General features: G+C 46.9%; 26 protein-coding genes. 15 read left to right on the forward strand and 11 right to left on the reverse strand.

Features of this window, described 5'->3' with window-relative positions; genetic code table 11:
• Positions 1-15: 15 nt before the first annotated feature.
• Entirely contained in the window at positions 16-1512 is a 1497-nt protein-coding gene (locus PCH02S_RS01695; RefSeq protein ID WP_127449758.1) for a spore germination protein, read from the reverse strand.
• 181 nt (positions 1513-1693) lie between these two features.
• Here PCH02S_RS01695 and PCH02S_RS01700 point away from each other — a divergent pair, with 181 nt between their 5' ends.
• From PCH02S_RS01700 to PCH02S_RS01710, 3 genes are all read left to right on the forward strand, one after another.
• The gene (locus tag PCH02S_RS01700) at positions 1694-2425 is read left to right on the forward strand and encodes a phytanoyl-CoA dioxygenase family protein (RefSeq protein WP_127449415.1); all 732 of its coding nucleotides are present in this window, start codon (positions 1694-1696) and stop codon (positions 2423-2425) included.
• A 30-nt stretch (positions 2426-2455) separates the two neighbouring features.
• On the forward strand, positions 2456-3310 hold the full coding sequence (locus PCH02S_RS01705; protein WP_127449417.1) for an AraC family transcriptional regulator: 855 nt from the start codon (positions 2456-2458) through the stop codon (positions 3308-3310).
• A 113-nt stretch (positions 3311-3423) separates the two neighbouring features.
• Positions 3424-4056, forward strand: a complete 633-nt coding sequence (locus PCH02S_RS01710) for an SGNH/GDSL hydrolase family protein (protein ID WP_127449419.1) — start codon at positions 3424-3426, stop codon at positions 4054-4056.
• 8 nt (positions 4057-4064) lie between these two features.
• On the opposite strand, the gene PCH02S_RS01715 is transcribed toward PCH02S_RS01710, so the two are convergent.
• On the reverse strand, positions 4065-4895 hold the full coding sequence (locus PCH02S_RS01715; protein WP_164819396.1) for an AraC family transcriptional regulator: 831 nt from the start codon (positions 4893-4895) through the stop codon (positions 4065-4067).
• Positions 4896-4984: 89 nt separating this feature from the next.
• Entirely contained in the window at positions 4985-5749 is a 765-nt protein-coding gene (locus tag PCH02S_RS01720; protein ID WP_164819397.1) for a phytanoyl-CoA dioxygenase family protein, read from the reverse strand.
• A gap of 241 nt (positions 5750-5990) precedes the next feature.
• On the opposite strand from PCH02S_RS01720, the gene PCH02S_RS01725 reads away from it, so the two are divergent.
• The 3 genes from PCH02S_RS01725 to PCH02S_RS01735 all read left to right on the forward strand — a co-directional run bounded on the left by PCH02S_RS01725 (position 5991) and on the right by PCH02S_RS01735 (position 9637).
• Positions 5991-7622 (forward strand): putative bifunctional diguanylate cyclase/phosphodiesterase, encoded by a 1632-nt coding sequence (locus PCH02S_RS01725; protein WP_127449424.1) that lies wholly within the window; start codon positions 5991-5993, stop codon positions 7620-7622.
• A gap of 517 nt (positions 7623-8139) precedes the next feature.
• A complete protein-coding gene (locus tag PCH02S_RS01730; protein WP_127449426.1) occupies positions 8140-8562 on the forward strand; it encodes a VOC family protein in 423 nt (140 codons plus the stop codon).
• A gap of 106 nt (positions 8563-8668) precedes the next feature.
• A complete protein-coding gene (locus PCH02S_RS01735; RefSeq protein ID WP_127449428.1) occupies positions 8669-9637 on the forward strand; it encodes a quinone oxidoreductase family protein in 969 nt (322 codons plus the stop codon).
• 271 nt (positions 9638-9908) lie between these two features.
• Here PCH02S_RS01735 and PCH02S_RS01740 read toward each other — a convergent pair whose 3' ends face one another.
• Positions 9909-10679, reverse strand: a complete 771-nt coding sequence (locus tag PCH02S_RS01740) for a DeoR/GlpR family DNA-binding transcription regulator (RefSeq protein ID WP_164819398.1) — start codon at positions 10677-10679, stop codon at positions 9909-9911.
• Positions 10680-10883: 204 nt separating this feature from the next.
• Here PCH02S_RS01740 and PCH02S_RS01745 point away from each other — a divergent pair, with 204 nt between their 5' ends.
• From PCH02S_RS01745 to PCH02S_RS01765, 5 genes are all read left to right on the forward strand, one after another.
• The gene (locus PCH02S_RS01745) at positions 10884-12098 is read left to right on the forward strand and encodes an MFS transporter (RefSeq protein WP_127449431.1); all 1215 of its coding nucleotides are present in this window, start codon (positions 10884-10886) and stop codon (positions 12096-12098) included.
• 162 nt (positions 12099-12260) lie between these two features.
• Positions 12261-13319 (forward strand): Gfo/Idh/MocA family protein, encoded by a 1059-nt coding sequence (locus tag PCH02S_RS01750; protein ID WP_127449760.1) that lies wholly within the window; start codon positions 12261-12263, stop codon positions 13317-13319.
• A 30-nt stretch (positions 13320-13349) separates the two neighbouring features.
• Positions 13350-14210: a sugar phosphate isomerase/epimerase family protein gene (locus tag PCH02S_RS01755; RefSeq protein ID WP_127449433.1), complete on the forward strand. Its 861-nt coding sequence runs from the start codon at positions 13350-13352 to the stop codon at positions 14208-14210.
• Between the two features lie 40 nt (positions 14211-14250).
• Positions 14251-15117, forward strand: a complete 867-nt coding sequence (locus PCH02S_RS01760) for a sugar phosphate isomerase/epimerase family protein (protein WP_174806716.1) — start codon at positions 14251-14253, stop codon at positions 15115-15117.
• A gap of 175 nt (positions 15118-15292) precedes the next feature.
• Positions 15293-16336, forward strand: a complete 1044-nt coding sequence (locus PCH02S_RS01765; protein WP_127449435.1) for a glycoside hydrolase family 88/105 protein — start codon at positions 15293-15295, stop codon at positions 16334-16336.
• A gap of 78 nt (positions 16337-16414) precedes the next feature.
• Here the strand turns inward: PCH02S_RS01765 and PCH02S_RS01770 are convergent, their stop codons facing one another.
• The 3 genes from PCH02S_RS01770 to PCH02S_RS01780 form a co-directional block, all read right to left on the reverse strand.
• Positions 16415-17311 carry an AraC family transcriptional regulator gene (locus tag PCH02S_RS01770; protein WP_127449437.1) on the reverse strand — a complete coding sequence of 299 codons (897 nt, stop codon included), beginning with the start codon at positions 17309-17311 and terminating at the stop codon, positions 16415-16417.
• A gap of 269 nt (positions 17312-17580) precedes the next feature.
• Entirely contained in the window at positions 17581-18015 is a 435-nt protein-coding gene (locus PCH02S_RS01775; protein WP_127449439.1) for a DoxX family protein, read from the reverse strand.
• A 14-nt stretch (positions 18016-18029) separates the two neighbouring features.
• Positions 18030-18620, reverse strand: coding sequence for a TetR/AcrR family transcriptional regulator (locus tag PCH02S_RS01780; protein WP_127449441.1), 591 nt, complete (start codon positions 18618-18620; stop codon positions 18030-18032).
• Positions 18621-18827: 207 nt separating this feature from the next.
• Between PCH02S_RS01780 and PCH02S_RS01785 the strand changes: the two genes are divergently transcribed.
• Both PCH02S_RS01785 and PCH02S_RS01790 read left to right on the forward strand, forming a co-directional pair.
• Positions 18828-19016 (forward strand): hypothetical protein, encoded by a 189-nt coding sequence (locus tag PCH02S_RS01785; protein ID WP_127449443.1) that lies wholly within the window; start codon positions 18828-18830, stop codon positions 19014-19016.
• 61 nt (positions 19017-19077) lie between these two features.
• Complete coding sequence (locus PCH02S_RS01790) at positions 19078-19281, forward strand: hypothetical protein (RefSeq protein ID WP_127449445.1); 204 nt, start codon at positions 19078-19080, stop codon at positions 19279-19281.
• 65 nt (positions 19282-19346) lie between these two features.
• Here PCH02S_RS01790 and PCH02S_RS01795 read toward each other — a convergent pair whose 3' ends face one another.
• A complete protein-coding gene (locus tag PCH02S_RS01795; protein ID WP_127449447.1) occupies positions 19347-19934 on the reverse strand; it encodes a 50S ribosomal protein L25 in 588 nt (195 codons plus the stop codon).
• Between the two features lie 167 nt (positions 19935-20101).
• Between PCH02S_RS01795 and PCH02S_RS01800 the strand changes: the two genes are divergently transcribed.
• Positions 20102-20392, forward strand: a complete 291-nt coding sequence (locus PCH02S_RS01800; protein WP_127449449.1) for a hypothetical protein — start codon at positions 20102-20104, stop codon at positions 20390-20392.
• Positions 20393-20440: 48 nt separating this feature from the next.
• Here PCH02S_RS01800 and PCH02S_RS01805 read toward each other — a convergent pair whose 3' ends face one another.
• The gene (locus PCH02S_RS01805) at positions 20441-21295 is read right to left on the reverse strand and encodes an AraC family transcriptional regulator (protein ID WP_127449451.1); all 855 of its coding nucleotides are present in this window, start codon (positions 21293-21295) and stop codon (positions 20441-20443) included.
• A gap of 134 nt (positions 21296-21429) precedes the next feature.
• Here PCH02S_RS01805 and PCH02S_RS01810 point away from each other — a divergent pair, with 134 nt between their 5' ends.
• Positions 21430-24573: a glycoside hydrolase family 2 TIM barrel-domain containing protein gene (locus PCH02S_RS01810; RefSeq protein ID WP_127449452.1), complete on the forward strand. Its 3144-nt coding sequence runs from the start codon at positions 21430-21432 to the stop codon at positions 24571-24573.
• Between the two features lie 92 nt (positions 24574-24665).
• Here the strand turns inward: PCH02S_RS01810 and PCH02S_RS01815 are convergent, their stop codons facing one another.
• Positions 24666-26192, reverse strand: a complete 1527-nt coding sequence (locus tag PCH02S_RS01815; RefSeq protein ID WP_127449454.1) for an MDR family MFS transporter — start codon at positions 26190-26192, stop codon at positions 24666-24668.
• A 26-nt stretch (positions 26193-26218) separates the two neighbouring features.
• Positions 26219-26935, reverse strand: coding sequence for a pentapeptide repeat-containing protein (locus tag PCH02S_RS01820; RefSeq protein WP_127449456.1), 717 nt, complete (start codon positions 26933-26935; stop codon positions 26219-26221).
• Between the last annotated feature and the right edge of the window lie 13 nt (positions 26936-26948).

The following is a 26948-nucleotide window of genomic DNA, read 5'->3' on the forward strand; positions in this document are numbered from 1 at the left end:
TCCTTTCCAGCTCGTTCACTCCTGCTCCCAATCGGTTTTCTTTTTCCTGGGTTTAGGCATATATCGGAGTATCGTTTCCGGCTTCAGATAGGATTGTCTTTTATTTGTAAATTGGTAGGATGAGCGGATAAAGCTGTCTCTTAGATCCTTGGGCCGCAGCGGATATAGGGGTACGGTGTAAGGACTTCCCAACGATGTCAGTCTTGTAATATGAATCAGGATAAAGCAGATCCCGAATATCATACCGATCGCTCCCCAGAACGAAGCCATAATAATGACGGGAAATCGAAGGAAGCGGATCGTATTTGACATTTTGTAAATAGGTGTTGCAAATGAAGCCAACGCGGATAAAGACACGATGATGATTAAAATGTTACTGGTTAATGCGGCTTCAACGGCCGCTTGTCCGACGATGATACCGCCGACGATACCGAGCGTTTGCCCGATCTTGGTGGGCAGTCTGGCTCCGGCTTCGCGAAGAAATTCAATCGTGATTTCCAGAAATAGCACCTCTAGAACCGGAGAAAACGGCACATTTTGCCTGGAGAAAATAAGCGGCTGCAGCAAATCCTTGGGAATGACTTCGTAATGGAATGTTGTAATCGCCGTATACAAAGCAGAGGCAAAGAGCGAGAATGCAACACCCAATATGCGAATGATTCTGAAAAACGAGCCCAATATCCAAGGCAAGTAATAATCTTCCGGCGAAATGAAGAAATCGTACAACGTCGAAGGTCCTGTAATAAAATAAGGAGACCCGTCACTAATCACGGCGACTTGTCCGGAAATTAGGGAATAGATGACTCGATCCCTTCGCTCCGTTGATACAAATAAGGGGAAAGGGGACAACGAGTTGTCAGAAATAATCTGATCCAGCTGTGCAGTATCGAAGACCACTTCAAAATCGATGCTGCTGAGCCGCTGTTCAATAATAGCCACGTTTTCCTTGCTCGTGATCCCGTCGATATAGATAATAGCTACTCTGGAATTGGATAAACTGCCAATTGATATCGTTTTTATGATCAGGTTAGGCAATGCGAACTGGCTGCGAATCAGGTGCAGGTTGATGTCAAGGTCCTCGACAAAGCCAACCTTAGGCCCAACCACACTGAATTCATTATCCGTATCATTGCTTTTACGCAGCCCTGCTTTACTGATTAATGGAACTAACGCGCACAAGGCATCATGCTCATTCTTTTGGATAACGGCATATCCCTGGTACAGTTTCGATTGGATATCCGCAATTTGATCGGTAATCTGGATGCCTTCAATGGTTATGAGCTGTTTTAAATCATTCAGATGTTGGATTTCCGCTCCAGCCGCGTTATTTTCAATTGCACGAAGCAGCTGCTCTTGCAGAAGATGTTCATCAATCAGAGTTTTATAATAATGTATGGTTAGCGGAGGCTCCGTGAATGCAATCGTGCTGCTGATAAAGTCGCTGGACCTTTGAGCAAGCAGGAGCAATTGTTCTATGTCTTCAGCCTTCGTATTCAACATCGCGCATGCCATCCATTCTTCCTTTTTGTTGGTATTTTTTGTTATTTGCTGATTTTTATGCATCTTCCTTCATCTTCGTTTAAGCTAGGACCTTAACATATGCTAACTTCTAAGTAAGATAAGATGAGTCCTCACCCTGCATCAGAAGTATAGTAAACATGTAAGCAATGTGAAGCTAGGGAGGCATGTTGAGATGAGCCAATTAACGAAGGAAGAAGTCGCTTTTTATAAAAAGAATGGGTACCTGCTGCATCATAAACAGCTGTTTTCTGCGGAGAAGCTGGCTGAATTAACCGCTATTTTCGAGGATCAACTGGCCCAGAAAGGCAGCAAATTGTCCGATGAATTAGATACGCCCCATTTTCGCGACGAAAGACTTCTCAAGTTCCTGCTGTCGGACGAAGCGCTCGATTTGGTGGAACCGCTGCTCGGGCCGAATATTGGGTTATGGTCAAGTCATTTTATATGCAAGGATCCATTGATCGGTCGAGCAACACCTTGGCATGAAGATTCCGCTTATTGGCGGGGACGTGTAGACCGGCTGGACAAAATCGTAACCATTTGGCTCGCCATTGATCCTAGCAGCAAAGCGAATGGATGCATGCAGGTGATTTCCGGCACCCATCATCATGGATTCTCCGAGTATGAGTCGGTTGACAACGCCAAAAATCTCTTTAGCACGCAAATCAAAAATTTGGATACATCCAAAGCCGTACACTTTGAACTAGGCAGAGGAGAGTGCTCGCTGCATGATGCGCGGATCGCACACGGAGCTGACCCGAATAGGAGTGCAGAACGGCGCTGCGGATATACGATGCGCTATTTTGCTACGGATACGAAGGTGTTTCCAGAGAAAAACAAAAATTTCAAGGTGTGGTTGGCTAGAGGGAAAGATTTAGCAGGAAATCAATATGCTAATGTGTAATAGTGCTTAAAACGAGAGGAGCTGACGCGGATGCGTAGAAAATATCAGCCAGAGCGATTAACGAGCGAGAAGTTTATTCATCCGTCCAAGTCCTTTCATATCTACACACAGCATGTGGATCGGCTCTGCGAGCTGCATTGGCATGAATTTTACGAACTTTGCTTTGTTTGTGAGGGTTATGGAAGAAATATCGTCAACGGTGTTTCTTATGACTTGCGTCCAGGCAGCTTGTTTTTGCTGACCCCAGCTGATTTTCATGAGATTGGCCCTCTAGAGAGTGAAACGCTGCATCTGTACAACCTCGTGTTCTCCGACGTTTTATTTAGCGGGGAGCTGAAAACGTTATTTTTCCATGAAGCGGGGGACTATCGGAATGCGGATATGAGGGAGAGTTTTGAAAAAATCGAAAACGAGTTTCGCTTGATTTGGGATGAGTCCCAGCATCAGAAGATGGGGCATACACATATCGTGAAAGGGTCGTTGGAACGTATTCTGCTCTATGTCGCCAGAGCAACTTCCGCAGCCAGGCGGCAGGAGGAGAAAATTGCGCACCAGAAGCATCCCGATGTGCAAAAAGCGCTTCTTCATATCCATCATCATTTTCGGGAAGGCATATCCCTAGAAGAAGCTGCCAAGCAGGCTGGTCTGGCGCCAAATTATTTCTCCCATGTTTTCCGCAAAACCACAGGTATTCCGTTCCAAACCTATTTACAGGATCTCCGCTTGAAATTTGCCAAGTCACTGATTATTTCCTCCGATTATCCGATTACGGAAATCTGTTATGCTTCTGGTTTTCAAACGTTAACGCATTTTGAACGCGTATTTAAGCAGCGCTTTGGGCAAACGCCGAGAATGGTCCAGAAATTGCGCTCCTCCGAATGTTGACTAGATTATTTAGTCAGATGTTACAATTGATAGCCCTTATAGCCTGTGCTATACTCTAGGCAACTTTTGGTAAATTCAAAAGGGTCAAGGGATAAAGGGGAGGAAACATTCACATGTCAGCATGGATTGGTCAAGGGGATGTCGTTTTATTTCAAGGGGACAGTATTACGGATGCAGGACGTGTTCGCGACAACGGCAACGATTTGGGCAGAGGTTATGCCTTGATGGCAGCAGCTCAATTCTCGGCTAAATACCCGGAAAAACAAGTGCAATTCCTTAATCGGGGAATATCAGGCAATCGTGTTGTGGATTTGCAGAAGCGCTGGGATCAAGACTGTTTGAATTTGAAGCCTGATTTAGTGTCCATTTATATTGGGATTAATGATACGTGGAGACGTTATGATCGTAATGATCCGACCTCGACGGAGAGTTTTGAAGCGGGATACCGTGATTTGCTAACGCAAACAGCCGAAACAGGCGCAAAAATTGTGCTCATTGAACCATTCGTGCTGCCCGTACCCGAAGATCGCAAACAATGGAGAGAAGACCTCGATCCCAAAATCACGGTCGTCCGTGAATTAGCGAGAGAGTTCGATGCACGTCTAGTGTGTTTGGATGGCTTATTTGCTCAAGCTTCTACGAGAGCTGAAAGCGCATTCTGGGCGCCGGATGGCGTACACCCATCTCCAGCTGGACATGCTTTGATTGCCAAAGCTTGGCTGCAGGCTGTCGGCGCTATCGAGTAAGCAGAAGCCTATTCATTCAGCCATAAGCCGTACTGCTGGCGGTATTGCATCGGAGTGAGACCGGATTTGGCTTTGAACATTCGTGTAAAATAGTTGGCATTCTCCACGCCAAGCTCATAAGAGATTTGAGAGATCGGCTTCACGCTTGTAGCGAGGAGCCTTTTTGCTTGCTCTATTTTTAGGCTGTGTACAAAATGGAGCGGGGCTTGGCCGGTTTGTTTAATAAACAATTTGCGCAAGTGGGAATCGCTAAGCTGCACCAGCTCGGCAAGTTCCCTGATCTCAGGCATGCGGCTAGGATGCGAGAGCAGATAATGAATAATCGTATGAATGCGGTTATCCATGTGGGTATAAGGTGAAATCGGCTGCTCCGGCATCTCGCGATTCATCAATTCATAGAGAATACGCAGGAGAGAAGACTGCATGAGCAGGGAAATCACCGGGGAGTTGTCCCCAATATGTCTCAGCATATCACGAATCGGGGATTGCACGTTGTGCAGTGCCTGATCGAATACGACAGGTAAATTGAGCACATGCCCCCAGCTTCGATGGCTAAGGAGAGAGATTTCGGCGTCAAAATTAATGCTCGTTAGCGCAAGCTCGCCGGTAATCGCATGATAGCTGATATCTGTATGAGCGGGCAGAATGCAGATATGACCTTCCTTACAGGTGTACCGGATATGATCGACCTCCAGCAAGAAACTGCCTTGCTGTACAATCCATAGAACGGAATGATGCAGCGTTCGGTGGCTGGCCTGCCATTTGTAATCCAGCTCATACTGTTTAATATGCAAAAAACGAATGTCCAGAGAGTCAATGATTAATTGATAGGAGTTCATGGTACCAGCCACCTCGCTTCGAGTTCCGTTTGTCTTTTTAGCCCATTGTAGCATGAGGGTTTGCATGAAAAAAAGAACTACTTATCCCCCTATTTCTGGGGTACGATGCCTCGAATGGCTTCATTCCGGTTAGGTCTATCTTCTCCGTGTACCAGATAGGTGCGGATACGCGTTGTATCGCCGCCCCACTCCTCCATCAGGAACTTCACTTCAGGCGTTGTATAACGCACAGAGAAAGCTACGCGTGGGATGTTGGAGTTGTTTTTTTCAGAGCCATGGAACGTTGCTTCGTTGAAAAATGCAATTTGACCAGGGGACATTTCGAGGTCAACGGCTTTCGACTCATCGATCGCTTCCGCTGGCAAACCTTCCGAGAAGGCACTTTGATCGGTGCCTGTTGAGACATGCGCAACGTGCGCTTTGTGAGTTCCTGGTATGACTCTTAAACAGCCGTTCTCACGGATGGACCAGCCGAGGCTTATCCAAGCGGTAGCATTAATCGCAGGCTCCATGGGCCAGTAATTGATATCCTGATGCCACGGAATAAATTTATCGTTATTAGGTTCCTTATACCAAAAATGCATCGCCCACAGAATGAGGTCTTCGCCAAGTATTTGCTTCATTGCTGCAATAATGCTTGGATGGGTGGCTAATTCGTAAGCCCAATAATGGTTTTGATGCCAGGCGGACAGGTTCATTTTGGTTGGACCGGGCTCGTATTTCGACTGTTGGATGACATCAAAAAAACGATTATAGTACATATCGGCTTCTTGCAGCGATAATCCTTGTGTGGGACCACTGTAGCCTTCCTCGCGAAATTGCTCGATAGAAAACGGCTTTCCTTTAGTAATCATTTGCAAAACCTCCAGTTGGATTAGTTTGGAATTACTTATACTCATATTGTAAGGCCACACCTTCGGAAAAATAAGTGATGAAAGCGATTATGAATAGCACAAAACGATTATATGCAAGGATCCCTGGTGAATGTCGCCAATCACCAAAATGGGAGGAATAATGATCGTGCTTGGCGAATCGTATAAGTTACAATTTTCAAGTTTTAGATGAGGACGTTGTGATGGGTAAAGGGGTCAACGAATGAATAAACTACTAGATGCAAGCATACTCCTACACATGCTGGACGATATTGAAGACTCGATTTACATCATGAAAGTGGATGGCGCCGATTTGAAGTACTACTATGTGAATCGGGCTGCGACTCATTTTAGTGGGAGATCGATGGAAGACGTAGGGCTGACATTTTTTGATACTAATGCAAGTCATATGGCCAACTATTTACATAAGAAATATATGCGGGTGGTCAAAGAGCGGCGTACGGTTAAATATGAAGATGGTTTTGTGCTGCCCAACGGTATGTTAAGCGGGGAAAGCATTCTCACTCCTATTTTTGATGAAAATGATAATCTGACCTATATCTTCACCGTAACGCGTGACATCACGGAACGCAAAATCCATGAGAATTTGCTCTATGATTACGCCTATCATGATGAACTCAGCAGGTTGTACAACCGGAGATACTTGTTGGAACACGTGATGCATCCAGCTACCTTATATTTACTTGACTTGGATGACTTCAAAAATATCAATGATATGTTCGGACATGATGTAGGGGATACCGTTCTGGTAGAGGTTGCGAATCGTCTCATTGAACAGTTCGGCACGGATTATACGCTGGTGCGTTTGGGCGGAGATGAGTTTATTGTTGTTGCCAATCAAGAATCCGAGCCTGCGGAGCAGACGGCGAATACCATCATTCAGCTCTTCCAGAAGCCGTTTAACGTAAATGATCGGCAAATGAAGTTAAGCGTAAGCATTGGCGTATCGCTGAGAGTCGAAGAGGAGACCATTCAGACCCTGCTTAAGCAAGCGGATATTGCTTTATATAAGGCGAAAGGCGCCGGCAGGAAAAGCTTTCATATTTACGAAGCCGCTTACAAATATGATCATGTCGAAAATTTTATTCACGAGCTTGCACTCTCTCAGGCGATTGAAAAAGAGGAGCTGTATCTGCAATATCAGCTGATCTATCATCCGGCGAAGCAAGCGGTGATTGGAGCGGAGGCGCTTTTGCGGTGGCATTGCGGCAGCAGGGGGATCGTTCAACCCAATAGCTTCATCCCGGTTGCTGAGGAAACAGGATTAATTGTCGATATCGGGTACTGGGTTGTTCGGCAGGCGTGCAAGGATTGGCATCTTTTAAAAGAGATATATGGCGCTGAGTTTAAACTATCGGTCAACATTTCCAGAGTTCAGTTGAACGAAGTGGATTTCGTAGTACAGCTTTTGAACATCATAGGGGAAGAGGAAATAAGTCCTCATTCCATCGAACTTGAAATCACGGAAAGCACGACAGTGCATTCCATGCAGGAGGTTCAGCAAACCCTCCATCAGCTGCGCGCGCATGGTTTTACCATTGCTTTGGACGACTTTGGAACCGGTTATTCGTCGCTGAGCATGTTAACCTTGCTGCCGATTGATAAATTGAAAATTGACAGATCCTTTATTGCGGATGGGAATGCGCCGTTAATTGCTGCAATGTTGGCTATGGCGAAAGCGCTTAAGATGCAAGTGATCGCCGAAGGCATTGAAACGTATGAGCAGTACGTGATGCTGAAGGAAATGGCCTGCTGGGGAATCCAAGGCTATTATATCAATAAGCCGACTGATCTTGATTTGCTTCCGAAGCATGTGGAGTTGGGGGCGGGATAGCGGTGTTCAAAAGGACCTTCCAAGGTTAAGTGTGACCTTGGAGGGGCTTAGCTCAAATCCTCTCTACAAAGTAGCAAATTGCGTCATCTCAGTCCGTTAGCCGACTGCAACAACATATGCTCGCAAGCTTAAGAGGGACTAGACAGGAAGCAAAGAACACCACCGCCACCAATAAAAGCCAACTAGTTAAAGTGCCACGAATCCCACCCATAGCACCTCGTCCGTCACCGCTCCCCAAGTAGCTACTGCTGAGGTGAAATCCGGCGAGGGAAGTTCGCTTGTGTACCAACGACCATGAATCTGACAGGCGTGAACGATTTAGGCGCGGATGAATATGCCATAAGTTCGGTAACGAACGTACCGCTTTCAACTTCGAAGGTAGGACACCTTGCACCATAGCATGTCTCATTACGTGCAGGAAACTTAGTTACCTCAAGGTAAGTCATTTTCTAACATCTGGCTATCAGTTATACTCTTGAAGGTAGGGCATGTACTGATGACAAAGGAGGCTTATCAAGTGGGGACGAATGAGAAAATAGGCGGCGGTGGCTTTCACCACCTTGCGTTAAGAGCGAATGATTTTGAAGCGACGGTGAAGTTTTATACCGAGGGCTTAGGTTTTACGGAAAAGACAAGCTGGGGCGAAGGGGATAAAAGAATCACGTTGCTGGACTCCGGGGACGGCAACTATATGGAAGTTTTTGCTGGCGGATCAGGCGAAGTGAAACCGGAAGGTTCCTACTTCCACGTTGCTTTCCGCAGCAATGATGTAGACAAAGCGGTTGCCGCAGCGGTGGCTGCTGGCGCGGTTGTGACGGTGGAGCCGAAAGATGTTGTCTTAGGCAGCAATCCTTCGACACCGGTTAGAATCGCCTTTGTCAAAGGCTTGAACGGCGAAATCCTTGAGTTTTTCCAAAGCACGGGAGAAAACCCGTTGTAATTTAGTAAGCTCTCCTTTCAGTTCAACTGGATTGGAGGGCTTTTTTTGTATTAAAGAGGGGGTGTGATACAATTTTGACGATAGACGAGTCATTTGGAGGGAAACGATGAAAGCATTAATATTTGAACAATTTGGCGGACCGGAAGTGCTTCGGTATGCAGAGATTCCTGACCCTGGCCTGGCGTTAGGACATATCATAGTTAGGACCAAGGCAATTGGACTCAATTTTGCTGATGTTTATCGTAGACGGGGAAACTACCATTTGGCGGGAAAACCACCTTTTATACTAGGATATGAGGGAGCTGGGGTCGTTGAACAAGTTTCACCGGATGTGACGCATATTCAGGTTGGCGACCGTATCGCCTTTTGTGATGTACCTTTTGCGAACAGCGAATTGGTCGCTGTGCCTGTTGACCGGGCAATACCGGTGCCATCCGATATTACTTTCGAACAAGCCGGAGGCCTCCTTCTTCAAGGCATGACGGCGCATTACTTAGTCAATGATAGCTATGCCGTTCAGGCAGGCGACGATGTCGTCGTTCATGCCGCGGCAGGAGGCGTGGGGCAATTATTGATTCAACTCGCCAAGAGCAAAGGGGCAAGGGTCATCGGCTTGACTTCGTCGGAAGCCAAACAGGCGGCCGCGCTGCAAGCTGGCGCAGATGTTGTATTCGGTTACGACACGGAGTGGGCGAAGGAAGTGATCCGCTTTACAGAGGGGAAACAAGGCGCTAACGTTGTTTATGATTCCGTTGGGTCCACGTTAATGGAAAGCTTTGCGGCAGTTAGAACGAAGGGGACAGTCGTGTTCTATGGCATGGCGGGAGGAGATCCGCCGCATGTAGATCCAAGAATGCTCATGGATTCTTCGAAGACGTTAACCGGCGGCGATTTGTGGAACCATGTGACCACATTGGCCAATCGGATCGAGCGTGCAGAGGCGCTGTTTCAAGCGCTGCGCGAGGGCATCATTCAGATGGGCGGCCTGACGAGCTTTCCTTTGAAGGATGGCGCTGAAGCGCATCGCCTCATTGAAAGCAGGCAGAGCACCGGGAAAATTTTGCTTCTCCCATAACCAATAGGCCATTTCATCACGAAGAAGTACATAGACTTCTTGATGAATTGGCCTATTCGATTAGACTTCTACAGCAATGCGAGACTTTAGAGGAACTGTAGGGATATATTCAGCCCAAATGAGACATTCCAGTGGGCTAGTGGTAACTACAGGGTCTTATTTCTCCTTGTAAGCTGACATGAAAGATGATACTGGCGAAATAGAGGACCGTAGTTCCCTACGACGAGCAAAATCAACATTTTAAAATGAAATAGAGTACCCGTAGTTCCGCCTATTCTTGAAATGACCCTCTGCGAACCTCAAGACCTTGCTCGGAATACCTCGCAATTAACTGATCGTCGGCCTCGGCATCAGTAATCAATAGATCAATTTCCTTCAGCGAAGCAAATGAAATCAGCGCAGTCTGATCAAATTTCGTATGATCGGTAAGTAAAATCTTCTTCTTCGAAGCTTTGATCATGCGCTTCTTCAGCTCCGCCTCATCCCTGTGAAACACGGAGATGCCGCGTTCCAAGTCGATGCCCGTGCATCCAAGGAAAGCAATATCCACATTAAGCTCATCAACCATTTGGATGGCGCTTGGCCCGATAATCGTATAAGTGCCTTTGCGGCGGTAACCGCCTAATATGCACAGCTCGATATGAGGGCTTTCCGCCAACGTAGCGGCGATTTTCGTATCGTTCGTAATCACGGTTAGCGCGCGGTGTTGGATGAGCTTCGCAAGCTCCAGCGTCGTCGAGCCTCCATCGAGCAGGATGATCTGGCCGTCCTCAATCCACTGATAAGCCTCTGCGGCGATCTGTTCTTTCTCCGCTTGCTGTCGTACTCTTCGTTTATGAATCGGCAGCATCGAATTCGAGCTTTCGACGAGAACAGCCCCTCCGTGTACTCTTTTCAAAATACCGGAAGCTTCTAATTTTTCTAAGTCCTCGCGAATCGTTTTCTCGGTTACCTGATAGGCTTTGCTCAGCTCAGAAACCTTGATTGAACCTGCCTGATTCAGCAGCTCGATGATTTTGGAATGTCTAACCTCGGATAACATCGTTCCCCCGCCTTCTATCATTTTCCCTGAAAAATTATAACGTGCATTTGTGTTTGTTCTTGTTTGTTTGATTGGTCATTTGAGTATATCAAAATTGGCAGCAATAATATACCCAAGCTCACACAAAGAAAGCCCATAGGCAATCCTCTTCGAATCAGGTATCTTGTTGAGATTGACACATCGCAGACGGAAACGAGGTATTTCATGATGAGGCATCTTTGGAAAAAGCTTACGGACATTAAATTGCCCTTCTGGGTCATGTTTATGAATACATTCAGCATGGCGGTTGGCTTTTATATGATGATTCCGCTGCTAGCTTCCTACTTGCTGCACGATTTGCTGCTGAGTGTGACGATTGTGGGCGTCATTTCGGCTATACGTAGTCTCAGTCAACAGGGGCTTTCTGCCTTTTGCGGCACATTGGCTGATCGGCTTGGCTATAAGCGGACGATTGTGGTCGGATTGTTGATTCGGACTTTTGGTTTCGGGATGTTCGGCTTTGTTGATCATGTGCCTGGCTTGATTATTGCCTGTTTCTTCTCCGGGTTGGGCGCGGCGTTGTTTCAACCGGCCAGCTATGCATATTATGCAGCGCTATCGACACCTCAAAATCGGATCACCGTTTATGCGATTCGTGAAATGCTGAGCAATTTGGGGTTTGTCGTGGGACCCGTTTTGGGCGCGCTTTTAATGGGGTTTCATTTTAAATATGTGAGTTTGACGGCGACGCTGATTTTTGTCTTTTCCTTTTTCTTAAGTCTTCTTTTATTGCCTCGAATTAAAAATGAACAGAAACCGCAGGACGCTCGCATGCTGCCGCAGATGAAAAAAGTGCTCCAAAACCGTGCTTTCCGCCGCTTTATGGTGTTCACCATGATATCGTGGTCGCTTGTCGCGCAGCTCTATATGGCCGTTCCGTTCCGCATGAATCAAATTGCGCCGGAAGCAAATATCGGCCTGATTTATTCTTGCGGAGCCGTCGTTATGGTGCTGCTTCAGGTTCCGTTTGCCAAGCTGGGCCAATCGAAAATGCAGCCTTTCGGCGTGCTGTCACTCGCCACATTGCTGCTTGCTGCAGGACTTTTCACCATTGGGATGACGGGGTCCATGATCGGGATTTATGCTGGAGTTATTGCGTTTATGATTGGCCAAGTTTTTTTACAGCCGATGATGAATACGATGGTGTCTGAGTTTGCAGGGAGCGGGAGTATAGCCAGCTATTTTGGTTTTAATAGTTTTGCGCTGTCCATCGGAGCTATGCTCGGTAATGTGGGAGGCGGCTATCTGTACGATTTGGGGACGGTGCTTGGCTGGCGTGCACTTCCTTGGATTTGTTTCCTGCTGTTTGGTCTTATGAATATTTTCTTTATGCTAAAAGAGCAAGGTCGCCGGACAGACTCGAAAACGGTGTCGGTGTAAGTCGAGAAATGGACCTGGCGCAGCATTCATATGCTGCCGGGTCTTTTTTTGATTTTGAACAAATAGTCCATGCTCTTGCTCATCCTATACATTCAACCTGGGCGAAAACCATGGTATCCTGAGTTTATAAGACAACCAAGGAGGCAAGAAATTGCTATGAGTATGAACAAGTTGAATATTGGTGTAATTGGAGCAGGTTCGATTTCCGAAATGCATTTCGAGTCCTACGCGAAACAAGCTAACGCTAATTTATACGCGGTGTGTGATCTTAATCGTCAAAGAGCTGAAGATAAAGCAGCCAAATATAACATAGAGCATATCTACACGGACTATCATGAATTGCTCGCTAATCCAGAGATCGATGCCGTAAGTATTTGTACATGGAATAATACGCATGCTGAGATCAGTATTGCAGCTTTGCGCGCAGGCAAACACGTTTTAGTTGAGAAGCCGCTCTGTAAAACCGTTGAGGAAGCGCTCCGCATTCAAGATGCTGTACGTGAATCGGGGAAAACACTGCAAGTAGGTTTTGTCCGCCGGTATGATGCCAATGCTCAATTGGTCAAATCGTTCATTGATCACGATAATTTGGGTGAAATCTATTATGCAAAAGCTTCTTGTATTCGCCGTTTAGGCAACCCAGGCGGTTGGTTCGCGGATTCGGAACGTTCTGGCGGCGGTCCTTTGATTGATATCGGCGTGCATGTCATCGACTTATGCTGGTATATGATGGGCAGACCGAAGCCGGTTTCCGTCAGCGGGAATACGTATAATAAGCTTGGGAACCGTGCGAATGTTCGCAATCTTTCCTTTTACAAAGCGGCTGATTATGATGTAGCCCACAATACAGTTGAAGACATGGCGAATGCCTTGATTCGTTTTGAAAATGGAGCATCGTTGCTGGTTGATGTTAGCTTTACGCTGCACGCCAAAAAGGATGAGATCGCCGTTAAGCTTTATGGGGACAAGGGTGGCGTGGAAATTGAGCCTGAGCTTGTTTTTATCACGGAAATGCACGATACGATCCTGAATGTATCCCCACAAACAGATGCGAAATCGATCAATGTACCGCAGGCTTTCCAAAATGAAATTAATCACTTTATCGAGAGCTGCCAAACGGGCAGTACCCCGATTAGTCCTGTTGAAGACGGCGTTAACATGATGAAAATGTTGTGCGGTATTTATGAATCGGCTGCGAAAGGCCAAGAAATCAAATTATAGTCCGATAGAAACTAGCATGGAGGTACTTACATGAAATTGGGCGTTAGTACGTATAGTTTATTTCAAGCGCTGAAGTCCGGTGAAATGGACATCATGGCGGTCATCGATTGGATTGCGGATCAAGGCGGAGAGCACGTTGAAATCGTGCCTCTGGGTTATGATTTGCCTGGTAACTTCGAGCTGGCGGATCGCATTCGCGAAAAGGCGGCATCACGTGGGATCGAAATTTCCAATTACGCGATTGGCGCTAATTTTCTAACGGATTCCGAAGAAGCTTATCAGCAGGAAATTGAGCGGGTAAAAGGTGAAGTGGATCTCGCGGCGAGACTCGGCGTGAAAAAGATGCGGCACGATGTCGCGCAAAGCGCGGACCGTTCGATTGCCAATTTCAATAAACAGCTGGATCGTATGGCGGAAGCCTGCCGTCAGATTGCTGACTATGCCCTGACTTATGGCATTACGACAAGTGTTGAAAATCATGGTTATTTTGTGCAGCACAGTGACCGGGTTCAAGCGTTAATCCAAGCGGTTGACCGTCCGAATTTCCGGACGACACTGGATGTGGGTAATTTCATGTGTGCGGACGAGAACTCGGTAGCAGCTGTTAAAAATAACATTTCCTATGCCTCAATGGTCCATATCAAGGATTTTTATCTGCGTCCTTCTCATCAAAATCCAGGTCAAGGCTGGTTCCAAACCTTGCAGGGGAACTACTTGCGCGGCGCTATTGTGGGACACGGAGATATCGATATGAGAGCAGTGCTGCGCGTGATCAAGGACTCTGGTTACGACGGTTACATTTCCTTGGAGTTTGAAGGGATGGAAGAGTGCAGAACGGGTACGTTGATCGGGTTGCAAAATATTAAAAGACTATGGGAAGATATAGAATAGGCAGTCATTCATAGCTTTCTGAAAGGTGTTGACAATTCGAATGAATCCAATTGGTATCATGGTGGACAGTCTCCGGCTTGGCGTGCGGGACGGTTTGAAGAAAGCCAAAGAGCTTGGCGCTGACGGGGTGCAGATTTATGCCGTTTCCGGCGAGATGGACCCGGCGAATTTATCATCCGGAGCACGCAAAGAGCTGAAAGATTACATTGCCTCTCTGGGGCTTGAAATCTCAGCATTGTGCGGGGACTTAGGCGGTCACGGATTCCAGGATGCTACTGTGAATGCGGAGAAAATCGAGAAATCCAAGCGTATTCTGGATCTTGCCGTTGAGCTTGGCACGAAAGTGGTCACAACGCATATCGGTGTCGTACCTGAGCAAACCAACGATCCGATCTATGAGACGATGCACCGGGCTTGTGAGGAATTAGGGGTATATGCCAAAAGCTTGGACGCTTATTTTGCCATCGAAACCGGTCCAGAACCTGCTGCGCATTTGAAAAGCTTCCTGGATTCCCTGTCTACCAACGGAGTTTCGGTTAACTTCGATCCTGCGAATATGGTTATGGTGACAGGCGATGATCCTGTTCAAGGCATTATCACGCTGAAAGATTATATCGTCCATACGCATGTAAAAGACGGCGTTCGCTTGCGCCAGGTTGACCCGCGCGAGGTGTACGGCTCTCTGGGATACAAGCCGATGAGCCACGAGCAAATCGCCGAGGATGCAACGTCCGGGCTGTATTACCGCGAGCTTGCTCTAGGCGAAGGTCATGTAGATTTTGCGCGTTACTTCCAAACGCTGCGTGACATCGGCTACAAAGGCTACTTGACGATTGAACGTGAAGTTGGCGAGCAGCCGGAGAAGGATATTGCCAGCGCTATTGCATTTATACGGAAATATCAATGATAAAAGTGGGACTGAGGATATGATGTTATCCTCGGTCTTTTTTTTGTGTAATGCTGGACTTTTCCCCACTTTTTTAAGACAGAAGCCCAAGCGTTTAGGAGTTTATAGATGGTAAAGTGGTTCTATAGACAATTAATCTTATGGGCTTGTGTATATAAAAAGGAGCTGAATTTTCTTGACATTATCAAACACTGCGCAAAAGGTTTGGCAGGAAATGATGCACGATCACACCGGAAATTGGGGTATGGACATTGAGCATTGGGATTGGGTGCCGGGTGTTGGGTTGATCGCGATGCTTGACTATTATGAAGCTACAGGTAAGCCTGAAGTTCTGTCTTATCTGAAGCAGTGGATCAAGCGGAATAAGGAGAAGGCGAAAGGAACAAAGGTGATTAATTCGATTGCCCCGTTTGCGATTTTCCCTGCCCTGTACCGGCTTGAGGAAGACGTATGGTTTCGGGACGAGGCCGTTCGGATCGCGGAGTGGATGATCGCGGAGGCGCCTCGTACGAGGGAGATGGCCTTTGAACATACGGTAACGGAAAATGCGGTATTCTCCGAGCAGGTGTGGGCAGATACCCTGTTTATGGCCGTATTGTTCCTGGCTCGGACTGCGTCTCTTGTTGGCAGTACGAAATATGCCGAGGAGGCGCTGCAACAGGTGCTCATTCATCTCAGCGTGCTGCAAGATGAGAGCAACGGTGTGTTGTTTCACGGATGGAACTGCGACTCCGCGGATCATATGTCCGCTGCACGGTGGACACGGGCGAATGCGTGGGTTGCGGCAGGTGTTCCATTGATCGTAAAGGAGATCGGGCAGCTCGCACCTATTCCTGATGAACTCCAAAAAAGATATGCACGTTTAATCTCCGGTCTTATTTCTTATCAACAAGAGGACGGTTTGTGGAGCACAGTGATGGATCATCCTGATTTTTACCGGGAGGTTTCCGGTAGTGCGGGGATCGGGTATGGCATTCGAAAAGCGATGAAATTCGGTCTCATCGAGCGTAATGACCGGCATCAGGCAGCTGCTGATCGGGCGTTGGCCGCAGTACTTTCCTCCATTTCGGAGGATGGCGTCGTCTCTGGTGTATCTGGAGGTACTCCGGTCATGAAGAGCATCGCAGCATACCAAGAGATTCCGCAGTATCCGACTTTGTATGGGCAAGGACTTGCGCTCATGTTATTAGCAGATACTTGCCGGGATTCGGGAGAGTAAGCAAGCCGCAATCGAATAAATAAGCCAGAAGGTCTATCCAGACTTTCTGGCTGTTTTGTTTGGAATTATACCTCAATTTCAGGCACCGCTCACTGTTTTCTTGCGATACTGTTTGGGAGTAAGGGCAGTACTTTTTTTGAACACGCTAAAAAAATGCGAAATATCGCCGAACCCCGTGACCGCGGCGACCTCGGTAACGGGCAGGTCCGTTTCTGCCAGCAAACGTTTCGCTTTGTTCAATCGATAGTCGGAGAGGAATTGTTTCATTGTGCTGCCTGTGGTTTCTTTGAACAAGCTAAACAACCTGGAGCGCGAAACGGGAAAAAGCTCCAGCAGGTCTTCGACATGCAAATCCTCTTGATAATGCGCAATCAAGTAAGAGAGCACATTACCAATCAACTGTTCATCGTCCGACCTATGGGAGCTTGCAACATCATGATGTAAACCAAGCAGAAAGAGGAAAAATTCTGCCAGGCATTTTAGCACATTTAGCTCGAAGTGCGGCTTCTTGTCTTTTAGCGTTTGTTCCAGCTCGGCGAGCAGCATTTGAAGTTGGTCCAGCTGTTGAACGGACAAGAAGTGATGGCTTGACTCGGGATGCATCGCTTTTAGGAATCCGGAGATCGACAAGTCTGTCGTTTGACAAAGCGCGTGAATGCCCTCCATATAAGATTCATCAATGGAAAGGACATATCTGTGGAAATCCTGGTCCAGCACATGATAGGGACGATGAATGACGCCTGGTTGGATGACTGTCAGTGTGCCGGCGTGCAGGGGATACAATTGATCACCGGCAATGTAAGAGCCTGTCCCTTGGAGTACAAAATAAAACTCATAACCATTATGGGCATGCAGCAGCTGCTGATGAAGCGGCGACTTGCGGAGCTCGCAGTGCACAGGATAATTCGCCAGAAAATGATTCGTAAAGTCGTCAATGGCGTAATTACGGACTGTTGCGGGAATCGTTGTGCTCACGAAGATCGCCTCCTTGTTCTCACTAACTGCATTTACTATACGAGATTGGTTTGCGAGTAGACAAGCTTTTTTTAGTAGCTCCTGAATTACAGCTAACGGCCCGAGCTGCCCTCATTTGGAAGAAAATATGGCTCCGCGGAATTCTAACGGACGCCAGAGCCGCTTGAGTCACATTGGGTTGTATACGAAGGGGTGGATGATTGTCATCGTTGGGACACGCGGCGAACACGTGGTGTGGGATCTACAGAGGAACTGGGGCAGCTGCCAGTTCAGCCTGCCAAATAAATCGCAGCCAGAAAAACAAGCTGCAAAACCGTGCGGACCGGCAAGGAAGGCGTGGGATCCCCGCCAATCGTTAATTTATGGCGCGCCGCACGCACATTGGCGGGGAACATGGCGATGAGCAGCACCATCAGGCAGATGGAGGCGATACGGGATGTGGCTGGAAACAGAATGCCGATCGCAGCAGCAATTTCTAACCAACCTGTTATAGTAACGATCAAATCAGGTCTTGGAAAAGCTGGCGGAACCATGCGGATGAGGTCTGGCCGTCTTTTTCCCCAATGAGCGGATGCTGTTAGCAGCAGCATGACAGCAACAGCGCCCTGCATAGGCGTATGCCAGCCTTCGAAATGGGAGACACCAAGCAATCCGAGTACCCAAAATATCAGATAGGAGACAATCAAAGCATAAAAAGGAATCATTGCAAATCCTCCTTCTATTTTTTCAATAATTGTGTCATCATACTGGCGAAATCTTCGATTTGAAACCCTGCAGTCACTAACGGAATGGTGGAACGGACGCGTAATCCGAGAGAAAGAAGAACAAACAAATCGGCTGTTTTATCGGCATCCACCGATTCCGTAATAACACCGTGCGATTGTCCGGTAACAATCCATTCCTTGGATACATGCACGGAGCGTTCATAGTACAGCTTAAGCGTTTCGGCAACTGCCGGCTGATCTTCTTTACCGAGCAAATAGATCAAAACTTTGTTGGTCACTTCCTGTGCATCGTCCAGTGCTCGGAGATTTTCAAGGATTTTCTGCATCGGTCCTTCGAACGTTGCACCGCCTTGCTGCACGACAGCCTGAAAGCGTTCATCGGTTGCATCCAAGCGTTCCTGCAGCACCCAGGCGAAGATTTCATCTTTACTTTTCACATAATGGAAAATAGCGCCTTTGGACAAACCGGAGCGGTCCATAATGTCCTTCATGGTGATCGCTTCACACCCTTTTTCCCGAATGAGCTCTTTGGTTGATGTCAGCAGAACTCCCGTTGTTTGCTGTCTGCGTTCCTCTTGTTTCAATAAAATCGCTCCTTGTTAATATTTATGCAATAACTATATTATAAATACCGACCATCGGTTTGTAAATAACGAGGAATCGGGTGATTAACTTCCACAAATTGGATTGATTTTTGAGCATTTCGGACGGACAGAAAGGTTGTCTAAACTTCGAAGAGTATACGATGTCGGGTCTAAACAACATACTGCAGCATATAGGGGTCGTACATCTTGCAAAGACGAAAAGCAATTCGTGATATATTAGAAAAAATGCTGTGGTTCTGCCCTGTACTTATTATCGCTATCGGAAGTCTTCCTAACGTTGCTGGAAGCATGTGGTGGGATGCGTTCGGGGTGCTTTTATTTGTAGCTATCCTCATCATTTGCGGAACAGGTTTGCAACAAAAAGAAGAAAATTAATATATTTATAATAAAAAATTAATGTTTATACTCTATCATGGATCTAAGGGAGTGATAGATTATGACATCTTCTTACTTCGATCAATGGTTGGATGAGTATAATGATTATCTTAGGCTCTATGAGTTATTTGGTGATAAGGAATATTTAGACGAAGCTGTAGAAATTCGCAATAGTTTGCAAGTGATTGTAGCTAGGGCCGAAAAACATAAATCAATCGTTTCGAAGGTAATGAGCAGCCAGATGCACGCATATGGCAACGCCTAACTCTATTGAAACGAAAAACAGACTCTAGCGCTTCTATTGCGCAGAGTCTGTTTTCATAGACACCTTTATTCGGCGGCAGCTTCGGATTGTGCATCGGTCTCAGGGGTCGTGTCTAATTTCTGTGTGCCAAGTATGGTGACAAGAACAGTCTCAGGATCTGAGAGAACTTCAACGTTCTTGGGTACTTTAAGATCGGCTACGGTGAGATGTTCACCAATGCTTAATGTACTGATATCAAGCGCAAGGGATTCTGGCAGCTTATTAGGCATACATCGTATCATGACTTCATGCGACTCTACTTGGAGAATACCGCCTTCCTTCGTGCCTTTGGCTTCTCCAATAAAGTGGATGGCAATCGTCGTATCCAGCTTTTCTTTCATATCAATTTGCAAAAAGTCGACATGCAGCAATTGGCCAGTCAGAGAATCCTTCTGGACGTGATGGATAATGACGGATTCCTTTGATTTCGAGGGCAAAGCTACATTCAAAATGGCATGCGGATTGCGTTTCAGGGATGCTCGGATTTCTTTCTCCGGGACGGTGACATGTTCGGAATCCATACGAGAGCTGTAAACTACAGCGGGAACTTGACCTTGTTCTCTCAGTTTCTTCACGGGACCTGTTCGTTCAGATAATAAAATCGTTGTGCTCATGTTCGGCACCTCCGTAGCGTAGTTAGAGCGGCGTTCAGCCCTATATTCATTTACCCGCTAACGTGAGTGGTGAAACAGGAAATAAATAGGAAGATTTTTTTTATTTTGGGCTTCTTTATCTTACCATTTGAGAGTAAAATAGAGGACAAGAGGAGGATTGATAAAGGATGAGTACACTAAAAAGTTTCACTGATTCTGATCAACATATTTCGTTGGAGTTAAGAGATGATCATTTGACTGTGCTGCGGTTACACGGTGAAACGTCTATTTACCCTTTCAAAAATATTACTCTTGCCTCTGAGCCGATTCCAGAGTATCCCTTGAACCGCGTGGCGCTCACGGTTATTGATTTCAACACTGGTGTAACCGATTTCAAATTTTCGTCTAGTAAAAATGATTTTGAGATTTTCGTGCAAACATTGATGGAAGTTCATAGTGAGTTTGTGCCAAATCATTAAATCTATAATCAGCGATGAATACGATCAGGATAGGCGAGGCGACTCGATCTATCCTTTTTCTATTTGATTTTTATGATATTGATTTCTGAAAACTTCAGGGGTTAAACCTACAGATTTACGAAAAGTTGAAATAAAATGAGAAGCATCCAGAAAACCCGTAGTTTCCGCGATCTGCTTAATCGTCAAGTTATGCCCGGTAATGAGCAATTCTTTGGACTTCTGAAGCCGCAGCTGCAGCAGGTATTGATAAGGGGATAAGCCAAATGCTTTGCGAAAAAGCGTATTGACGTGCTGCGGACTGACGCCGAGCTCATTAGACATCCAGGTCAGTCCAACATCGGCGGATCCAAAGTTTTGCTCCAATTGAAATAGGAGCGGCAATAAGCGCTCATGGCTCTGCGAGAAGGAGGCGCTTTTGTTGACATTGCCGTGTTTTTTGAGCAGAGTGAGAAATTGATAAACCTCCAGCGAACCGTTCATTCCCGTGAAATCATAGCTATAACGATATTTTTCGTAAAAATATTCGTGGATGCTGGCCAGCGGAGTATCCATTCCCCAGCTGATTTGCGTGGATAACGGGAACTCCAGGGCATATACGATAGAGGCGGCGAGTGCTCCGTCAAAGGTTAAGTACCAAGTTGACCATTTGGAAGAGAGAACTTTGTATTCATGTGGAATGCCCGCGGCGAGCAGCATGCCTTGATTCTCGCCAAGCTTGATCGACTGATTGTCGAGGATGATTTCTCCGGCGCCTTCAATCGTTTGCAGCCAATGAAAGCAGGGATAACCATCCTCGCGTTTATAATAGAGCTGCTGACTCTCATATCCGACCGTTTCCAAGATCAGCGGCAGCTTGCGGTCCGTTTCGGTGATGACGAAAAACTTCCTGTAGTCTATAGCCATATCAGATTGCCATCTCTTTCATTTTTTAATATATCATGCGTAGTATCTTATATTTTAAAAGAGATTATTGTCAGTTACAATAAATACATCGTTGATGATAATTATACAACACCAATAAAGTGAGGTAAGAATCCATGGCTAATAAGTACGTCTACACAGCGCCTTTGAACGGTTATCCGGAATGGAATAACAATCCGCAGATTTATCAATTGAACCGTTTGGAAGCGCATGCAACGTTGATGCCTTACCGGTCGGAAGCCGAAGCGCTTGCAGGAGTTCGGGAAACCTCTGACTTCTATCAAACTTTGAATGGAACGTGGAAGTTTCATTTTGCAGAGAATGCTGAGGGGCGGCCTCAGGAGTTTTATAAGAACGGCTACGATTGCAGCGGCTGGTCCGACATTGCGGTGCCATCCCATTGGCAGCTGCAAGGTTTTGATTTTCCGCAATATACGAATATTATCTATCCATGGGTAGGTCACGAAGAAGTGAAGCCTCCTTATGCGCCTGTGAAGTATAATCCTGTCGGCTCGTACTCCCGGAGCTTTACGATTCCGGCATCATGGGCGGAGCATCCTGTGTACTTAAGTTTTCAGGGTGTTGAATCCGCTTTTTATGTATGGGTAAACGGGGATTTCGTTGGCTTTAGTCAAGACTCATTCACACCCGCGGAATTTGATATTACACCTTACTTGGTTGAGGGTGAGAACAAGCTCGCGGTTGAAGTCTATCGGTGGAGCGATGCAAGCTGGTTGGAAGATCAGGATTTCTGGCGGTTGAGCGGAATTTTCCGCGATGTCTATTTGTACGCCACCCCTGTGGCACATATTGCGGACTTCAAAGTGCTGACGGACTTGGACGAAACTTTTCAACATGCCGAACTGCGCATTCAGGCAAAGGTTACGAATTATGATGCCCTTGGCGCAGGAACGCACCTTGTAGAGGCTGTTTTATATGACAGTGAACAAAAGCCGTTATGGTCTGCACCTTTATCTGCGGCAGTTGAATTAAGCGGAAGCCTGAAGCAGGACGTGGAGTTGTCCGCTAAGGTGGATAATCCGGCACTTTGGAGCGCGGAGAAACCTAACCTCTTTACGCTGGTTTTAAGCTTGAAGGACGAGAAAGGAACCCTGCTGGAAACGGAGAGCTGCAAAGTGGGTTTCCGTAAGTTCGAAATTCACGATGGCTTGATGAAAATCAACGGTGAGCGCATCGTATTCAAAGGCGTCAACCGCCATGAATTTGATACTGACCGCGGCCGCAGCGTAGATAACGACAGCATGATTGCTGATATTTTGCTGATGAAACGATTTAATATTAACGCTGTCCGCACGTCCCATTATCCGAACAATGCACGTTGGTATGAGCTATGTGATGAGTATGGCTTATATGTCATTGATGAAACGAATCTGGAAACGCACGGATCGTGGAGTTATGCCCAAGAGGAAGAGGGAGAGACGGTTCCAGGCAGCAAACCTGAATGGACGGGGGCTGTACTGGATCGCGCGAATTCCATGATGCAGCGAGATAAAAATCATCCTTCGATTGTGATTTGGTCGCTCGGGAATGAATCATGGGGCGGAGAGAATTTCATTAAAATGCATGACTTCCTGCGTGAGGCGGATCCTTCCAGAATCGTTCACTACGAAGGGATTTTCCACTGCCGGGACTCTGAGGCGGCCTCAGATATCGAAAGTCAAATGTACTCCAAGATTGACAAAATTGAAGAGTACGCGAATAACAAGCCGAAGAAGCCATTTATTTTATGTGAATACAGCCATGCGATGGGGAATTCCTGCGGTAATTTATTTAAATATTGGGAGCTGTTTGAGAAGTATCCGGTTCTCCAAGGCGGCTTTATATGGGATTGGATCGATCAATCCATCCGTACAACAACGCCTGACGGTGTGACTTATCAAGCTTATGGCGGCGATTTCGGGGATACGCCGAATGACGGCAATTTCTGCGGCAACGGTTTAATTTTCGCTGATCGCACACCGTCACCGAAAATCTATGAAGTTAAAAAGTGCTATCAAAATGTGAAGATTACACCGGTTGACTTGGCAAAAGGCCAAGTAGCTGTGACGAATCAATTTTTGTTCACGGATCTTAATGAGTTCAATTGGACGTGGACGATCGAGCGTAATGGCGTTGCTGTTGGTGAAGCGAAGAGCGGTCAATTTACTGTGAAGCCTGGAGAAACGGCCACAATTGAACTCGAATTGGATGTGTACGAAGCAGCCAGTCCGACTGACGAGTACGTTCTTACGATCGGCCTTCAATTGGAAGCTGATACCTTATGGGCGCCAAAAGGGCATGAGGTCGCGTGGGAGCAATTCCTGCTGCCTGTCCGTCAAGCGTGGGCGCATGTTGATTTCGTTGCGCACGCAGAATCTGCTGCAGCCGTGTCTGAGCTTGATGCTGTGCAAATTGCCGCAACGAACGATTCGATTACGCTGAAAGGAAGCAATTTCTCGCTTCAATTCCAAGCGGCAACCGGCAATATCACTTCCTATCTCTACGAAGGAACTGAGTTGTTCCTGACAGGCCCAGCGCCTAATTTCTGGCGCGCCTACACGGATAACGACCGAGGCAACAAGCATCACATTCGTTGCGCACCATGGCAAGAAGCAGGCAGCGGAAGAACGCTGCAATCCTTGCAAGCGAAATCTGGCAGAGATGGCCGCGCTGAAGTTCATGTTTATTATGAGCTTGCTACAACGCCGGCTTCAACAGTGAAGTTGGTGTACACGGCATCGCCGAATGGGGAGGTCGAGGTGCGCATGGAGCTAGTTCCCGGCGCCAACCTGCCAGAGATTCCGGAGATCGGCATGATGTTCGAGTTGGACCATGCCTTGCAGCAAGTAAGCTGGTACGGCCGCGGGCCACACGAAAATCACTGGGATCGCGCGACAGGAGCGAAGCTTGCCCTGCACAGCGGAACCGTCCAGGAGCAATTCGTTCCGTACTTACGTCCGCAAGAATGCGGAAACAAAACGGATGTCCGTTGGGCGACATTAACGGATAACACAGGCCGCGGACTCCGTATTACGGGACTGCCGACCGTGGAATTGAATGCTCTGCCGTATTCGCCTTCGGAATTGGAAGCTCATGACCATCCTTATAAGCTGCCGGTCAGCGAGAAGGTAGTGCTGCGCGTGAATTACAAGCAGATGGGTGTTGGCGGAGATGATAGCTGGGGGGCAAAAACGCATCCGGAGTTTACGTTGTTCGCCAATCGAACATATGCTTACTCGTTTAGTTTTAAAGGAGTCTAACTAGACTGCCATTTTGCAAGGATGTTAACAGCAATTAGAAAGAGGGTGCACCTCGCCATTTCGATGGCTATGAGGGCACCCTCTTTTTGTAGTTAATGTGATACTGCGCCTTGTTCTTGAGTCGGATCAAGTTTCTCTTTGCTCATGGCAATCGCACAAATGAAGGCGATCACTGCCGGAACAATTGTCCATGCGAATGTGAGAACGATAGAAGACGATAGCGCACTGGTGATTTTTTCTAAAATAGGACCGGGAATGTCCAAACGCTTAGCCGGGTCGAGCAAGGTATGCGGGTCGCTGGTAGCCATACCGGCGGGCATTTCACCTTGCCCGGCGAAGGCATCCGTCAGCTTTCTCGTAAATGCGTGGCTTTGGATGATTCCAAACACGGTGATTCCCAGCGTCATTCCTAAGGAACGAAGGAAATTTAGTGTGGAAGAGGCCGATCCGCGCTGCCTAGCATCAAAGAGATGAATCGCGGCATTGCTCAATACCGAGAAGGAAGCCCCGATACCCAAACCAACGATAATCATATAGATCGTTACAAGCCAGCGTGGCGACTCGGGAGATAACGTCGTCAGCAGAGCAACTCCACCTGCCAGAATGAGCGTAGTAGGAATCATGATGCTGCGGTAGCTTACTTTTGTCATTAAGAAACCGCCACCTGTTGCAGTTACGACAGACCCTAACATCATGGGCAGTAAAACTAGGCCAGAGTTCGTCGCTGTTCCACCAAGCACGCCTTGAACGAAGATGGGGATATAAACAGAAGCTGTAATAAAAGCGGCGCCGCTGAAAATGCCTACGGCATTGCTGGAAGCATACAACCGGCTTTTGAACATGGCAAAAGAGATAATCGGCTCGGCAGCGCGGCGTTCTATGAAAATGAAGATGATCGTTAATACGGCGAACAGTGCCAATAATCCGAGGATAAACGATGAATCCCAGGCATATGTTTTGCCGCCTAATTCAAGCGCGAACATAAGGGAGACGATGGCCCCGACAAGCGTCAATGCGCCCCACCAATCGATTTTTTGCTTCGAATGCTCAACGGATTCGCGGTAAAAGAAAGCGATAAAAATAAAGGCGATCAAACCGAGCGGCAGGTTAATGTAGAAAACCCATTTCCAATTCACGTAATCCGTAATATAGGCGCCTAGCAGGGGACCGAAAATACTGGACATACCGAATACGGCGCCGAACAATCCGCCTAGTTTACCGCGGCTTTCAATCGGAACGGCATCAAACATGATGGTAAAAGCAATCGGTACCAGCGCACCGCCGCCAATCCCTTGAATCGCACGATAAATGCTGAGTTCAATAATGGAATTAGCCGTTCCGCATAAGATGGAACCTAGCATAAATACGATAATCCCGAAGATAAAAAACTTCTTTCGTCCATACATATCGGACAATTTCCCGAATATCGGCATGCCGGCCATCTCGGCAACCATATAGGCGGAAGTGACCCACACGAATTTGTCCAAGCCGCCTAGTTCCCCTACGATGGTGCCCATCGCCGTAGCTACAATGGTGTTATCCATGGATGCCATCAGAATGCCAAGCAGAAGCCCGGCGATTACAATGCCTATTCCTTTATTTTTGGTTTGTGTTGACATGAAGGTGGTATTCCCCGCTTTCTAAATTAAATGATGGTAACGTGCGCGAGATTTGCTTTAAAGCCTTTTAAAACGGCATATGTGCCTTTATCCATCTTAGCCCCGTCAAAAATTGTTTTTTTGACATCGGTTTTAAACGAACAGTTTTGAAAAACGGCGTTGCGGAAAGAAGTTTCTTTTAATCCAGTATAATGAAAAATAGTTCCGGTAAAAGTTAGGTTATCCAAACATACGCCCGCTAACTCCGAAGAGCTGAAGTCGGTATGGTTAAATTGGCAATTGCGGAAAGTAGCTCCCTTGAGGTTGGACTTTTGAATCTTGGCATGGGTCAAATTAGAGCCGTCAAAATTGCAATTGTCCAAGTTGCTGCATTTAAAAGAAGCATTCGTTAAATCCGAATGGCTAAAATCAGAGCCCTGCAGGTTGCTGTAATTAAACTTCCCGTCGTGGACCTGAACAGCTCTTAAGTCCGACTTTTGCAAATTTTGTTTCGAAAAATCAATGCCAACGATTTGCTGCAGCTTCGTCGTACTAGCATGGATGCTTCCGATAAGCTCGGAAATTTCGCCAATAGACGCGATTGTCCGCTCAAAAGCGGCTTTTTCATCAAGGCCATCCTTTTGCAAGTCGCTGAATCTTTCCTGCAAGTCGTGAAAAAGCTCTTCTTTTAACTCCCGAATTGGCTTTAAATCCTCGTAATTGGAGAAAACTTCGTCCAAATAAGCAGAAAGCTTGGTATTCATGGATGATTCCACC

This window comes from Paenibacillus chondroitinus NBRC 15376 (assembly GCF_004000765.1).
Classification (GTDB): Bacteria; Bacillota; Bacilli; order Paenibacillales; family NBRC-103111; genus Paenibacillus_E; species Paenibacillus_E chondroitinus.

Excerpts from the sequence above, each read along its gene's own strand:
- PCH02S_RS01695 (WP_127449758.1), bottom strand. The coding sequence starts at position 1,512 with ATGGCATGCGCGATGTTGAATACGAAGGCTGAAGACATAGAACAATTG.
- PCH02S_RS01700 (WP_127449415.1), top strand. The coding sequence starts at position 1,694 with ATGAGCCAATTAACGAAGGAAGAAGTCGCTTTTTATAAAAAGAATGGG.
- PCH02S_RS01705 (WP_127449417.1), top strand. The coding sequence starts at position 2,456 with ATGCGTAGAAAATATCAGCCAGAGCGATTAACGAGCGAGAAGTTTATT.
- PCH02S_RS01710 (WP_127449419.1), top strand. The coding sequence starts at position 3,424 with ATGTCAGCATGGATTGGTCAAGGGGATGTCGTTTTATTTCAAGGGGAC.
- PCH02S_RS01715 (WP_164819396.1), bottom strand. The coding sequence starts at position 4,895 with ATGAACTCCTATCAATTAATCATTGACTCTCTGGACATTCGTTTTTTG.
- PCH02S_RS01720 (WP_164819397.1), bottom strand. The coding sequence starts at position 5,749 with ATGATTACTAAAGGAAAGCCGTTTTCTATCGAGCAATTTCGCGAGGAA.
- PCH02S_RS01725 (WP_127449424.1), top strand. The coding sequence starts at position 5,991 with ATGAATAAACTACTAGATGCAAGCATACTCCTACACATGCTGGACGAT.
- PCH02S_RS01735 (WP_127449428.1), top strand. The coding sequence starts at position 8,669 with ATGAAAGCATTAATATTTGAACAATTTGGCGGACCGGAAGTGCTTCGG.
- PCH02S_RS01740 (WP_164819398.1), bottom strand. The coding sequence starts at position 10,679 with ATGTTATCCGAGGTTAGACATTCCAAAATCATCGAGCTGCTGAATCAG.
- PCH02S_RS01745 (WP_127449431.1), top strand. The coding sequence starts at position 10,884 with ATGATGAGGCATCTTTGGAAAAAGCTTACGGACATTAAATTGCCCTTC.
- PCH02S_RS01750 (WP_127449760.1), top strand. The coding sequence starts at position 12,261 with ATGAACAAGTTGAATATTGGTGTAATTGGAGCAGGTTCGATTTCCGAA.
- PCH02S_RS01755 (WP_127449433.1), top strand. The coding sequence starts at position 13,350 with ATGAAATTGGGCGTTAGTACGTATAGTTTATTTCAAGCGCTGAAGTCC.
- PCH02S_RS01760 (WP_174806716.1), top strand. The coding sequence starts at position 14,251 with ATGAATCCAATTGGTATCATGGTGGACAGTCTCCGGCTTGGCGTGCGG.
- PCH02S_RS01775 (WP_127449439.1), bottom strand. The coding sequence starts at position 18,015 with ATGATTCCTTTTTATGCTTTGATTGTCTCCTATCTGATATTTTGGGTA.
- PCH02S_RS01790 (WP_127449445.1), top strand. The coding sequence starts at position 19,078 with ATGACATCTTCTTACTTCGATCAATGGTTGGATGAGTATAATGATTAT.
- PCH02S_RS01795 (WP_127449447.1), bottom strand. The coding sequence starts at position 19,934 with ATGAGCACAACGATTTTATTATCTGAACGAACAGGTCCCGTGAAGAAA.
- PCH02S_RS01800 (WP_127449449.1), top strand. The coding sequence starts at position 20,102 with ATGAGTACACTAAAAAGTTTCACTGATTCTGATCAACATATTTCGTTG.
- PCH02S_RS01805 (WP_127449451.1), bottom strand. The coding sequence starts at position 21,295 with ATGGCTATAGACTACAGGAAGTTTTTCGTCATCACCGAAACGGACCGC.
- PCH02S_RS01810 (WP_127449452.1), top strand. The coding sequence starts at position 21,430 with ATGGCTAATAAGTACGTCTACACAGCGCCTTTGAACGGTTATCCGGAA.
- PCH02S_RS01815 (WP_127449454.1), bottom strand. The coding sequence starts at position 26,192 with ATGTCAACACAAACCAAAAATAAAGGAATAGGCATTGTAATCGCCGGG.
- PCH02S_RS01820 (WP_127449456.1), bottom strand. The coding sequence starts at position 26,935 with ATGAATACCAAGCTTTCTGCTTATTTGGACGAAGTTTTCTCCAATTAC.